The sequence below is a fragment of the Pseudarthrobacter sp. 902506025 genome (genome assembly GCF_040702325.1).
Taxonomy (GTDB): Bacteria; Actinomycetota; Actinomycetes; order Actinomycetales; family Micrococcaceae; genus Arthrobacter.
The window spans coordinates 170,562-181,943 of the sequence record NZ_JBFBKW010000005.1; the positions used below are offsets into that span (position 1 = coordinate 170,562).

13 protein-coding genes are annotated in these 11,382 nt (G+C 65.7%); 6 read left to right on the plus strand and 7 right to left on the minus strand.

The features are described 5' to 3' along the window. Nucleotides 1-34: 34 nt before the first annotated feature. The 3 genes from AB0280_RS12040 to AB0280_RS12050 form a co-directional block, all read right to left on the minus strand. Nucleotides 35-1,111 carry an extracellular solute-binding protein gene (locus tag AB0280_RS12040; protein WP_307490911.1) on the minus strand — a complete coding sequence of 359 codons (1,077 nt, stop codon included), beginning with the start codon at nucleotides 1,109-1,111 and terminating at the stop codon, nucleotides 35-37. A gap of 184 nt (nucleotides 1,112-1,295) precedes the next feature. Beyond that, a complete protein-coding gene (locus tag AB0280_RS12045; RefSeq protein WP_275181973.1) occupies nucleotides 1,296-1,730 on the minus strand; it encodes an acyl-CoA thioesterase in 435 nt (144 codons plus the stop codon). A 54-nt stretch (nucleotides 1,731-1,784) separates the two neighbouring features. Further along, nucleotides 1,785-2,288, minus strand: coding sequence for a GNAT family N-acetyltransferase (locus AB0280_RS12050; RefSeq protein ID WP_224023768.1), 504 nt, complete (start codon nucleotides 2,286-2,288; stop codon nucleotides 1,785-1,787). 155 nt (nucleotides 2,289-2,443) lie between these two features. On the opposite strand from AB0280_RS12050, the gene AB0280_RS12055 reads away from it, so the two are divergent. The 3 genes from AB0280_RS12055 (at nucleotide 2,444) to AB0280_RS12065 (ending at nucleotide 4,318) form a co-directional block, all read left to right on the plus strand. Beyond that, a complete protein-coding gene (locus AB0280_RS12055; RefSeq protein WP_159629622.1) occupies nucleotides 2,444-2,959 on the plus strand; it encodes a MarR family winged helix-turn-helix transcriptional regulator in 516 nt (171 codons plus the stop codon). Nucleotides 2,960-3,035: 76 nt separating this feature from the next. Beyond that, a complete protein-coding gene (locus AB0280_RS12060) occupies nucleotides 3,036-3,353 on the plus strand; it encodes a hypothetical protein (RefSeq protein ID WP_366367346.1) in 318 nt (105 codons plus the stop codon). Beyond that, entirely contained in the window at nucleotides 3,350-4,318 is a 969-nt protein-coding gene (locus AB0280_RS12065; protein ID WP_224023764.1) for a serine/threonine-protein kinase, read from the plus strand. Before AB0280_RS12060 ends, AB0280_RS12065 begins: the two co-directional genes overlap by 4 nt. Here the strand turns inward: AB0280_RS12065 and AB0280_RS12070 are convergent. Then, entirely contained in the window at nucleotides 4,315-4,992 is a 678-nt protein-coding gene (locus AB0280_RS12070) for a histidine phosphatase family protein (RefSeq protein ID WP_224023762.1), read from the minus strand. The genes AB0280_RS12065 and AB0280_RS12070 overlap by 4 nt on opposite strands. Before the next feature lie 149 nt (nucleotides 4,993-5,141). Continuing rightward, on the minus strand, nucleotides 5,142-6,584 hold the full coding sequence (gene purB / locus AB0280_RS12075) for an adenylosuccinate lyase (RefSeq protein ID WP_366367347.1): 1,443 nt from the start codon (nucleotides 6,582-6,584) through the stop codon (nucleotides 5,142-5,144). A gap of 194 nt (nucleotides 6,585-6,778) precedes the next feature. On the opposite strand from purB, the gene AB0280_RS12080 reads away from it, so the two are divergent. Then, the gene (locus AB0280_RS12080) at nucleotides 6,779-7,066 is read left to right on the plus strand and encodes a hypothetical protein (RefSeq protein ID WP_224023758.1); all 288 of its coding nucleotides are present in this window, start codon (nucleotides 6,779-6,781) and stop codon (nucleotides 7,064-7,066) included. An 86-nt stretch (nucleotides 7,067-7,152) separates the two neighbouring features. Then, nucleotides 7,153-8,412, plus strand: coding sequence for a hypothetical protein (locus AB0280_RS12085; protein WP_366367349.1), 1,260 nt, complete (start codon nucleotides 7,153-7,155; stop codon nucleotides 8,410-8,412). 28 nt (nucleotides 8,413-8,440) lie between these two features. On the opposite strand, the gene AB0280_RS12090 is transcribed toward AB0280_RS12085, so the two are convergent. Together AB0280_RS12090 and AB0280_RS12095 are read right to left on the minus strand one after the other, a co-directional pair. Next, complete coding sequence (locus tag AB0280_RS12090) at nucleotides 8,441-9,379, minus strand: hypothetical protein (RefSeq protein WP_366367351.1); 939 nt, start codon at nucleotides 9,377-9,379, stop codon at nucleotides 8,441-8,443. Between the two features lie 226 nt (nucleotides 9,380-9,605). Further along, on the minus strand, nucleotides 9,606-10,031 hold the full coding sequence (locus AB0280_RS12095; RefSeq protein ID WP_159629638.1) for a phage holin family protein: 426 nt from the start codon (nucleotides 10,029-10,031) through the stop codon (nucleotides 9,606-9,608). A 108-nt stretch (nucleotides 10,032-10,139) separates the two neighbouring features. Between AB0280_RS12095 and AB0280_RS12100 the strand changes: the two genes are divergently transcribed. Next, nucleotides 10,140-11,258, plus strand: a complete 1,119-nt coding sequence (locus tag AB0280_RS12100) for a histidinol-phosphate transaminase (protein WP_366367352.1) — start codon at nucleotides 10,140-10,142, stop codon at nucleotides 11,256-11,258. Nucleotides 11,259-11,382: the final 124 nt, after the last annotated feature.

An 11,382-nucleotide genomic window follows, 5' to 3' on the forward strand; every position in this document is an offset into this window, starting at 1 on the left:
GATGGAACGCGGAAACGGCGGCTGGCAGTGCGGGCTACGTCATGTACTCGAGTTCGATCTTCTCCACCCAGGCGCCCATGTTTTTCTGGACGAAGTCCCAGTCGATGTCCTGCTGCTTGAGGCCGGCAAAGAAGTTCACCACCTCGGGATTGGCCTTTGCCTGGGCAGCCTTGTTGACCGGCATGGAGTTGAACTTCTGCGCGAATTCACCCTGGACGTCTGCGCTGCCGAACCAGTCGATGAACTTCTGCGCCTGCTCCTTCTTCTTGGTCCCCTTCACCAGGGCGATCTGCTCCACGGCAAGGGGGACCCCCACGGAAGGAATGACCGTGTCCACGTTCACTTTGAAGGACTTTTCGCGATCGGCAATGATCGAGGACGGCATCTGGCCCATGTCCACGTCGCCGGCGGCGATCCGGGCGAACAGGTCGGTCTTGGCCACTGCGGGGCTGCCGTTCTTGAAGTACTGCTCAACCTGCTTCCAGCCGTCGTCGGAAATCCCCAGATCCCCGGAGTCGTCCCGGTACCGGGAGAGGATGCCGGCGAAAACCAGCTGCGCCGTGGCCGTGCCCAGGCCGGTGACTCGCTCATAGCGGCTCTTGAACTCGTCCTTGGTCCACAGGTCCGTCCAGTCCTTCGGTGCGGCATCCTTGCTGATCTTGTCCGAGTTGTACCCCAGGAGGATGGCCTGCTTCACCAGGGGCCAGTACGTCTCCCCGTCGCCCAGGCCCTTGTCCACGTCGCCGGCCCACGCGGGCTGGTACGCCTCCAGCGCGCCCTCGTTCTTGACCTGCGAGAAGTACATGTTGTTCAGGCCGAATGCTACGTCGGCAATGGGGTTGTTCTTCTCCGCAATGAGCTTGTTGGTGGCATCGGCGCCCCCGGCCCCCACGATCTCGATCTTGAATCCGGCCTCGGCCGCCTTGGCCGCTAACCAGTCGCCCCGGCCCTCGCCGTTGGAGTTGGTGTAGATCACCAGGGTGTCCCCGGAGGCTCCTGCCGGAGCCCCGGAGGCTTCGCCGGTGGAAGCGGGCGGGGTGGAAGCACCGCCGCAGCCGGCGAGCAGGGTGGCGGCGACGGCGGCGGCAACCAAAGTCTTCAATGTACGCACGATCAGGACTCATTTCTGGACTGGAATCGGAGCATGTCCGCACAGCCTATAGCCGGGCATGACAAAAACCGGGCTGTTATAGCTATCGATTCGATAAACAGCCCGGCTGCTCACTTTGGTCCAGTCGGGGAAACGGCCGGGGCCCTCGGCGTGAACCGGGGGAAAACCTTGGCCGTGGGCGGCGTCAGTCCTTGACGGCGGTCACACTGAGGTGGTGGGTGGGGATCCTGTCCCTGTCGTAGGTGATTTCCGTATAGCCGTGCGGCTCGGGCTTGCCCTCCTGGTTCAGGTTCACGAAAACGATCTCCTCGATGGTGAGGATGCTCTGCCGGGTGATCATGTTGCGGACCTCGGCGCGCATGGTCAGTGAGGTCCGGCCAAACCGCGTGGCTGTCAGTCCCATTTCGATCAGGTCGCCCTGGACCGCGGAGCTGACGAAGTTGATCTCCGAAATGTACTTGGTGACTGCGCGGCCGTTTCCCAGCTGGAGGATGGCGTAGATGGCGGCTTCTTCGTCGATCCATTTCAGCAGGCTGCCGCCAAAGAGGGTCCCGTTGGCGTTGAGGTCCTCGGGCCGGACCCATTTGCGGGTCCGGAAGGTGATGTCTGCTGTTTCCATAGGCCGAGATTAGCCGAAGCCACTGCCCGCAATCCGAGTGTGACGGACCGGGTGCTAGGCCATGGCGGTCTGGGCGGCACTGTGGGCGTTGATGCGCTTGGCGTAACAGTGCGAGTGCTCCACGCCGATATAGGGCCCGAAGTTCGGGATGGGTTCGAACCCCGAATTCTCGTAGAAGTTCCGGCCGTCAGGCTGTGCCGATCCGGCTTCGGCTTTGATCCTGGTGATTCCCTGGCTGAATGCTTCTGCTTCCAGTGCCGCGAGGATGGAGCTGGCAACGCCGGAGCCCCGGGTGTACGGCAGCACGTAGAGCCGCTTGATTTCGGCCGTTGTTCCATCCAGGAGCCGGAGCCCGCCGCAGCCCACCGGTTGCCCCGATCCTTTGTCGTATGCCACCAGGAAGACAGCGCAGTCTGCTCCCGACGGCGGCGGCCCGGGCTCGTGGTCGGGCCGGCCAAAGCGGGCGTCGAGTTCGGCCTGCTGCGCGCGGCGAAGGTCCGCGCCAACGGGATTGGACCAGGAGACCTGCCGGATGTTGAGCCTGGGGTTGGTCTGCATATCTGCCTCGATTCGCCGGAGGGGTATGCCTGACAAGGCTAGGTGCGGGGAGTTACGCAGGTGTTTCCTGGCGGTTAGCACCTGGATAACGCCAGGAGCAGCCGTGAAGGGAAGTTACTTGGCGGTCTAGTTACCAGTTGGTCTAAAATGATCCCATGGCTTCTATGGGCAACGAGGGATCCGGCTACTGGTACGGACCCGACGGGCAACTGGACTACAGTGCGGCGGTACTCAAGGCCCTCCGGGACTACCGGGCGGCCGAGACCGAAATCCGCCGCAGCACCAGGGATTCCATGGGCATGGGTGAGACGGACATCCTTGCCCTGCGGTACCTGCTGAGGGTCCAGGCGTCCGGCAAGCAGGTTGTCCCCAAGGATCTCAGCCGGTTCCTCAATATTACTAGCGCTTCCACCACCTCGCTGATTGACCGCCTGGTGGCCAGCGGGCATGTCCGCCGGGAGGCGCACCCCTCCGACCGCCGCTCCGTGGTGGTGGTCCCCACGGTGGAGTCGGACAAGGAGGTCCGGGAGACCCTCGGTGCCATGCATCGCCGGATGATGGCGGTTGCGGAAGGCTTGACCGCAGAGGAGGCCCGAACTGTGGTCGACTTCCTCCAGCGCATGACCGAATCGCTCCAGGCGGCCGAAAGTGCGGAATTAAAAGTTCACTAGCCTGACTAGCTAGTTCGGCTAGTTATATGTAAGCTTACGATTGTTCCCAAAGTTGCTTCCCAACGGAGTCGTGAGTGTGTTGGTTTCTTCCACCGAAGTTTCACCGCGTGAGCCCGGCATGGCTGCGACCACCCCTGATGGGCTCCTGGACCTGACGCGATCCACCCTGGACGGCACCACAGCGTCGCAGGGAAAGGCCGCCGTCCATTGCGGTTCACCGATGCAGCTGGTGACCCCGGCACTCGGGTGGGAGCGCGCCAGCTACACCTTCGCCCCAACCAGTGCCGGAAGTACCGAACTTCCGCCTGTGTGGCGTTGCGCCTGCGGGTTCCAGCTCGATGCATGGACAACTGATTCCAGGGGCGCCCACCATACCGCAGCCTTTCCCGCATGAGCGCCACGGGGACGGCAGCGCCGGCGCTGCCGCATTCGTCGCTGAATGCCGCTGGGCCGCTGGCAGGCCGCTACCAGCTGAGGGAACGCCTGGGCAGGGGAGCAGCTGCCGAAGTCTTTCGGGCGGTGGACCTTGAGGGCGGTCCGGAGGTGGCCGTGAAGATCGCGGCAGCCAGCGGCCGGAAGCAGCATCAGCGGATCCGGAACGAAGCTTCCGTCCTCGCCGGCCTCACCCACCCATCCATCGTGAGGCTGCTGGGTCAAGGCGTGGTGGGCGGCGGCGGGACCCATGCGGGACGGCCCTATCTTGTGGAGGAGCTGGCCCTGGGGGCAACCCTGTCCGAAACCCTACGGCTGGAAAGCCCCACGCCCGCTGATGTGGCCCTCTGGGCCCGCGGCCTGTTCGGTGCGCTCGCGTACCTTCACTCCAACGGTCTTGTGCACCGTGATATCAAGCCCGCAAACCTGATGCTGAGCGGCCTGCGGAGAAGTCCTGTCCGGATCATCGATTTCGGAATTGCCACGGCCACCGGCTCGGCGCCCGAGCCCGGAATTTCGTCCGGCACAGTGCACTATATGAGTCCCGAGCAGGCATCCGGCGGGGCAGCGGCTCCGTCATGGGACGTGTACGCCATGGGGCTGGTCCTGTTGGAGCTCCTCACAGGCACCAAGGCGTTTCCCGGCACCGCCATCGAATCCCTCGTGGCCCGGACCCTGCGGTCCCCGGACGTCCCAGGCCACCTCGGCGGCTGGGTGCCCCTGCTGCGGTCCGTTACCGCCATGGATCCCCGGGAACGGCCGGCGGCGGCAGATGCCGCAGCGATGGCAGCCCGGCTTGTGCCCGGGGTGCCGTCCCGCAGCCCAAGCGTTCAAGGGGTCCGCGGGAGCCTGCCCGGCGGGATCGACGCCCGTCCGTGTCCCGCGCTGCGGGCACGTCCATCCCGGCGCCACCGGCAGCAGGCCTAGGGGGCGGCTACGTCCCGACCTGTCGGGTCCTCCGCGGTCGGGTCTGCCAGGGCAAGGCCGCCCACGGGGCTTCCGTCCCAGTGGAGCAGGGTCCAGCCGGTCGCCAGGCTGCCTTCGAGTGCCACGATTCCGGTGTTGGCCAGGACATGGCGGGCAGCGAACTCGTGGTCTGCGCCCTCGGCCCGCAGCCCCGCCCAGGTACGGATGGCGGCGCCGTGGCTGACCACTGCAACGGTGCCGTGCTGCTGGCGTTCCGCCCGCCCGGCCACCAGCGCGATGGCAGCATCGAACCTGTCGAAGAAGGCGTGGCCGTCGGGCCCCGCGGGCATGCGCCGGTCCAGGTCGCCCGCAGCCCAGGAGATCACGGTGCCCATGTAGCGCTTATGGGATTCGTGGTCGGTGAGCTTCTCCAGTGATCCGGCCTCGATTTCGTGCAGCCCTTCAAGCACCTCAACGTCAAGGGTGTGCAGGCGTGCCAACGGCGCGGCCGTTATCTGCGTCCTGATCAACGTGGACGCGTACAGCGCTCCGATGCGTTCGTTGGCAAGGGCCCGCGCCATGGCTTCTGCCTGCCGTTCGCCGAGTTCGGTCAACCCGGGGCCGGGATGGTCGGTGTCCAACTGGCCCAGCACGTTGCCGGGGGTTTCGCCGTGGCGGATCAGGAGCAACTTCATGTTCCCAGTTTCCCACCCCCGGCTGGTTGCAGGCGCAAAGCGGAACTGTCCGTGGCGCTGCCGCTCCACAACGAAGGCGCCGGGCCCACATGAGCCCGGCGCCGCCGTCGTAAATTCCTGCCCTTCCGGCAGCCCTGCTGGCGCAGTGCCTACTTCAGGTGGTCCACCAGCTGGTCCGCGATGCCGGTGTACCGGCCGGGGGTGAGAGCCAGGAGGCGTGCCTCGGCCTCCGGGGAAAGGCCCAGGCCCTGCACGAACTCCTGCATGCGGGCGGCATCCACGCGCTGGCCGCGGGTGAGGTCCTTGAGCCGCTCGTAGGGGTTTTCCATGCCTTCGACGCCGGCGATCGCCTCGGCCCGCATCACCATCTGGATTGCCTCGCCCAGGACCTCCCAGTTGGTGTCCAGGTCCGCTGCCAGGACGTCCTCGGCAACATCCAGGCGCTCCAGGCCCTTGGCCACGTTGGAAATGGCCAAAAGGGAGTGCCCGAATGCGACGCCGATGTTGCGCTGGCTGGAGGAGTCTGTGAGGTCGCGCTGCCAGCGGGAGGTCACCAGGGTGGCGGCCAAGGTGTCCAGCAGGCCGTTGGAGATCTCGAGGTTGGCCTCAGCGTTCTCGAAGCGGATGGGGTTGACCTTGTGCGGCATGGTGGACGAGCCGGTTGCCCCGGCCACCGGGATCTGCGCGAAGTAGCCAATGGAGATGTAGCTCCAGAGATCGGTGCAGACGTTGTGCAGGATGCGGTTGAAGCGGGCCACGTCGGCGTAGAGCTCCGCCTGCCAGTCGTGGCTTTCGATCTGGGTGGTGAGGGGGTTCCAGGTGAGGCCCAGGCCTTCCACGAACGACTTGGAGACCTGCTGCCAGTCGGCGCCGGGGACGGAGGCCACATGGGCGGCGTAGGTGCCGGTGGCACCGTTGATCTTGCCCAGGTATTCGGTCTTCGCGATCCGGTCCAGCTGGCGGGTCAGGCGGTGCGCGATGACGGCCAGTTCCTTGCCCAGCGTGGTGGGGGTGGCCGGCTGGCCATGGGTGCGGGACAGCATGGGGACCGCCCGGTTGTCCTCCGCCATCCTGCTGATCTGTGCCACCAGGGCGCGGGCTGCCGGGAGCCACACGTCCTCCACAGCACCCTTGACGCCGAGCGCGTAGGAGAGGTTGTTGATGTCCTCGGAGGTGCAGCCGAAGTGGACCATGGCGGTCAGGTTTTCAATGCCAATTGCAGGGAGGCGGCGGCCGATGTAGTACTCCACGGCCTTCACGTCGTGCACGGTCACGGCTTCGATGTCGGCGAGCTCCTGCACCGACGCTGCATCGAATTCGGTGACGATGGCGCGGAGCCGGTCCTGCTGTTCGGCGCTCAGGGGTCCGGCGCCGGGAAGGACGTTGTTGCTGGTCAGGTGGATGAGCCACTCAACTTCCACGGCCACGCGGTCCCGGTTCAGGGCGGCCTCAGACAGGTAGTCCACGAGGGGCGCGACGGCGGACTGGTAACGGCCGTCCAGGGGTCCGAGAGCGATTTTTTCCGATGACGCGGCGAGGGCCAGGCGTCCTGAGGGCGTACGGGTATCAGCTGTGGCGGCAGTTTCAGGCATGTGCTGATTCTTTCATGAAGTCCGGCAGCGCCTTAAGCGGATCGTCCACGTTACTTGTGCACATAGCCGACGGCGGCGCTTACGTGGGCAGCGGCGCGTGCCTAGCGTTGGGAGCAGCGCGGTTGGGGCGGATTGTCCGGCCGGGGAGGCCGGGACGGACGGCGGGCAGGAAGCTGGGACGGGGGGACGGTTTGGTGGACGGGATATGGGGTGGCGGGCTGGGCATCAGCCTCGCAGTCCAGGAAGTAGGCAGGAAGGTGGCCCGGTCTTCGGACCGGACCGAAGAGGTGCTGTCGGGATTTCACCAGATCCAGCTGGAGGACTGGCAGTCGCCGGCCGGACAGGCATACCGGGATTCCGTGAGCCTTCAGGCGGTGGCAGTACGGCGGGCCCTGGACCGGATCCGGGAGGCTTCTGCCGCGGTGGCCGTCCATGCCCAGGCAGCCCTGACAGCCGATTGTCCAGCTGACGGACGGTTCTGATGGCGGACGCAACTCCCTCCGGCTCAGGCGGTCCCCTTCATGTTTCGCCGCCTCCTCCGGACGGAATCCTGACAATATCCGGAGGCGTGGGCGGCATTACGGTGCAGCTGGAGGAACTGGAGGCGGGGGCCGCGAAGCTGGATGGGCTCGCCAGGGGGCTCACCGCTGTTGAGGCAGAGCTTTTCGGGGCCTGGCAGGAGCTTTGTCCTTACCAGGATCAGCCCCGCGCCACAGGCTCTGCGGCGCTGATCGCGGTGGGGGAGGCGCGGGATGCGGTCCTGAAAGTCCGCCTGGAACTGCAGCGGATCAGTGGACAGGTGCGCAGCTGCAGGTGGGATTACGAAATGGCCGAATCCACTGCCCATATGCAGTGGATGCTGGGTCTGTCGGAACCGGACGTGGAACTGCAGAAGCACGTGGATTTCTGGCGGACAGGCTTCCTGAACGGTGATGCCACTGAATCAGTGCTGGCGAACGCCGTGACGGTCCTTCCCGGCATCAAGCCGGCGGTTGGCTGGCTCGTCCCGTCGCTGCGCCCAGGCCCTGTAACAGTCAGGCAGGAAGAGCGCCTGCGCATCGACCTTGACGCCACCCCCGCCGGGCTGCTTGAGCGGGTCAGGCTGATTGAGGAGCGCGGCAGCGGCTACATCGAAGTTATCGAGGTGGATACCGGCGGCGGAAAGGCCTACGTCGTGGTGGTTCCCGGGACACAGATGAACGACGCCGACCACGGCACCAATCCTTTCGATCTTTCCGGCATTGTCGACGGGATGGGCGGCAACTCGGAACAGGTGAATGCCGCTGTCCTCCAGGCACTTCGGGCCGCCGGTGCGCAACCGGGAGCTGATGTGGTGGCGGTGGGATACAGCCAGGGCGGCATCCATGCCATGAACCTGGCGGCGGACGAGGACGTCCTCAGGGAGTACCGCATGAAGTACGTCCTGACTGCCGGATCTCCCGTTGCCCGCATCGCGCCCCCGCCGGAGGTCAGCACGCTTCACCTCGAACACCGCACGGACTGGGTGCCGGGCACTGATGGCCTGCCCAACCGGGACGCCCGGAACCAGGTCACCGTGACCGTAACCAATGACCTGTACGTGCGCGGCGGAGAAGACGCCGGCCTGGGGCCCGGGCACCGGCTGACCGGCTACGAGGAGGCGGCGGAGCTTGTGGGCGCCAGCAAGGATCCGTCGCTGGTCCAGTCCACCGCGGTACTGGGCGGGGTACTGGGCGCCGGCGGGGCGGCCACTGCCACCCGTTTTTCCTTGTCGAAGCCTCCGCCGCCCGCTCCGCCCATGGACCGGAGGGATCCCTTTTCCGGGCGGCCGCAGCCGGGGGCCAGGTAGGTGTTGATTCTCCTGGCTGTTGCCGCCCTTACGAAATCTGGGCGGCGTGCAATTCCACGTACCGGGTGGAGCGGGGCTGTTCGGGTTGCGGGGCAGGTGGGGAGGGCTGCGGGGCAGGCTGTGGAGGGGGTGCTGGAACGGGCGCCGGAGCGGGTGCCGGAGGGGCGCCCGGGCAGCGGTAGTTGTAGTCCAGGTTGTTCTCGGTGAACTGGGTTGTGGTGACGGTCCCGCCCGGGGTCAGGGGGTCGGACGCGCAATATTCCCTGGCGGACCAGGCCGAATCGGGGCCGGCCAACCAGTTCCGGAGCGCGTACAGGTTGCTGCCAGGACTTACCCCGCCCACAATCTCGCCGAACTGGTAGGAAGTGGAATAGATCCCCACATCCGCGCCGGTCCCCTGCAGGTAGGCGGTCATGCCTTCCAGCTCAGCTGCATTGGCTGCCTTGTCCCATAACCAGCTGTTTCCGGTTTCAACATCCAGCCACCACAGCCGGCGTACCCCGCCGCCGTCCACCCCCTTCAGGATTGCGGCATCAACGGCAGCCATGGCGTAGCCGTGAACATAAGCGCAGGCCGGGGACGCGGTGCCGTCACACAATCCATACGGGTTGCTGACGGCGGCGCCACCGTAGGTGTTGTCTGCGGGCCACCATAACCCCTCCGCGGGCCCGGTCGCGGCCGTGTTCACATACACCGCCGCCGGCGTTCCACCGGCCGACTCCGCGCTCTGGTCCGCCCACGCCAGCTGGGCATCCAGGCACGGGTTGACCGTGTCCGGGCGGCCGCCGTTCACGCCCACGATCGCAAATGCCGGGGGCGCCGGAAGATCAGAGCCGCACTGCGGCCAGGAGATGTCATTGCCCAAAGGGCCGCCGCCCTGCAGGGCAGGGTCAGATTCTGCATGGGCGGGGCCGGCCTGCCATGTCATAAGCAGGCAGGCAGCGAGCAGCAACCTTATGGGCTTCATGGTGGGCCCCCATTTTCCGGAACTGACAGCAACGGGCCTCTTGGGGCCCGGTTTGCAGCCTAGGCGGCTGGTCCCGTGGGGGTCATGGGTGGCAGGTACTGGAGTTTTTCCTGCTGTTCCGGGGAGCGGTACCTAGGGGGTACCTGTTCTCCGCCGTCCTCCTACTCGGGAGGGCAGGGCTTCCCGGGGGAGGGGCTCTTCGAAAGAGGGGCGATGCGCCGGGGAGTCAGCGTCGGCCGCCCGGCAGCAAACCCGCCACCAGGGACACCAGCGAGATGATGACCGCGGCCAGCAGCGCAGTCCAGAAGAAGGAATCGATCGTGAGGTGCACCGGCGTGTAACTGCTGATCCAGGCCGTCAGGTACAGCATGGCTGCATTGATGACGATGGCGAACAAGCCAAGGGTCAGGATGGTGATGGGAAGCGCGAGGAGCCGCACCAGCGGCCGCACGAAGGCGTTGACCACGCCAAAGATAAGGCCGATGAACAGGTAGGCCAGGACAATGCCGATCGTCCCGGTGTCCTGCGAAATGCCGGTCCTGGCTACGGCATCAGATGCCGCCGTGCTGGAGATGTCCATTCCCGGCAGCAGCCAGCTGGCCACCCACAGGGCTGCGGCATTGACGATGACCCGAAGGATGAATGAAGCCATGGCACCATGCTTCCATACCGTCCCATGGGGGAGGATCGCGGCGTGCCCCGATTTTTCGGGGGCTGGCCCCCCGGATTCCCACGGGACCTTGGACGTAGGCTAGGAGCCATGACTTCATCTGATACCAGGGCGGGCGGCATCGCCCCCCGCCCGGTGCTGGACCGGCTGCCCCGCTACGCGGCAGGAAAACCGCCGGCCGCCGTCAGCGGTCTTGCCAGCTACAAGCTGTCCTCCAACGAAAACCCGCTGCCGCCCATCCCGGCCGTCCTCGAGGCCATCGCCGGCCAGACGGACTTCAACCGGTACCCGGACCCGCTGAGCAGCAAGCTCCGCGCGGCGCTCGCGGATTTCCTGGGCGTACCGGCGGAGGACATCGTCACTGGAGCGGGAAGCCTGGGTGCCCTGAACCAGATCCTGGCTGCTTTTGCCGGCCAGAACGAGGACGGCAAAGCGGACGAGGTCATCTATGCGTGGCGGTCCTTTGAGGCGTACCCCATCAGCGTGGGCCTGGCAGGCGCAGAGAGCGTACGCATTCCGGTGACCGCCGAGGGACGGCATGACCTCGAGGCCATGGCGGCCGCGGTGAGCGCCCGCACCAAAGTCATCCTGCTCTGCACGCCCAACAACCCCACCGGCCCTGCCCTTACTTCAGTCGAAACCGAAGCGTTCATCCGCTCCATCCCGGCAGACGTGGTGGTGGTCATCGATGAGGCCTATCAGGAGTTCGTCAGGGCGGAGGACGCCGTGGACGGGATCGACCTTTACCGGAAATATCCCAACGTCGTAGTGCTCCGTACCTTCTCCAAGGCACACGGCCTGGCCGGGCTGCGCGTTGGCTACAGCGTCTCCCACCCCGGACTGACCCAGTACCTCAGGGTCGCCGCAACACCTTTCGCGGTATCCCAGATAGCCGAAAAGGCAGCAATCGTTTCCCTTGAGAACTACGCCCAGGTTGTGGAAAGGGTACAAAAACTCGTGGATGAGCGGACCCGGGTAACCGAGGGTCTCCGGGACCTGGGCTGGGCGGTCCCGGATGCCCAGGGAAACTTCGTCTGGCTCGCGCTTGGCGCCGAAAGTACTGCTTTCGCAGAGCTGGCGGGGACACGCGCCCTGTCCGTCCGGGCATTCGCCGGAGAGGGCGTGCGGGTCAGCATCGGAGAACCCGAAGCGAATACCCGATTCCTCCAGTTGTGTGCCGACTATACAAAGGCACCGGCAACTTCCTAGCACTTAACAAGTAGCCCTCCCGCTACTTACCGAAGATAAAGTTAGGATCAGTAAGCCAATGTATATGCCGTGCCGGGAATGTATTCCCCGTACGGCATATATCCCAGCGACATTGCATTGCATC

What these genes read in the sequence shown, in the direction of transcription:
- AB0280_RS12100 (WP_366367352.1), top strand. Translation starts at nt 10,140, where the DNA reads ATGACTTCATCTGATACCAGGGCGGGCGGCATCGCCCCCCGCCCGGTG.
- AB0280_RS12095 (WP_159629638.1), bottom strand. Translation starts at nt 10,031, where the DNA reads ATGGCTTCATTCATCCTTCGGGTCATCGTCAATGCCGCAGCCCTGTGG.
- purB (WP_366367347.1), bottom strand. Translation starts at nt 6,584, where the DNA reads ATGCCTGAAACTGCCGCCACAGCTGATACCCGTACGCCCTCAGGACGC.
- AB0280_RS12055 (WP_159629622.1), top strand. Translation starts at nt 2,444, where the DNA reads ATGGCTTCTATGGGCAACGAGGGATCCGGCTACTGGTACGGACCCGAC.
- AB0280_RS12090 (WP_366367351.1), bottom strand. Translation starts at nt 9,379, where the DNA reads ATGAAGCCCATAAGGTTGCTGCTCGCTGCCTGCCTGCTTATGACATGG.
- AB0280_RS12050 (WP_224023768.1), bottom strand. Translation starts at nt 2,288, where the DNA reads ATGCAGACCAACCCCAGGCTCAACATCCGGCAGGTCTCCTGGTCCAAT.
- AB0280_RS12045 (WP_275181973.1), bottom strand. Translation starts at nt 1,730, where the DNA reads ATGGAAACAGCAGACATCACCTTCCGGACCCGCAAATGGGTCCGGCCC.
- AB0280_RS12070 (WP_224023762.1), bottom strand. Translation starts at nt 4,992, where the DNA reads ATGAAGTTGCTCCTGATCCGCCACGGCGAAACCCCCGGCAACGTGCTG.
- AB0280_RS12065 (WP_224023764.1), top strand. Translation starts at nt 3,350, where the DNA reads ATGAGCGCCACGGGGACGGCAGCGCCGGCGCTGCCGCATTCGTCGCTG.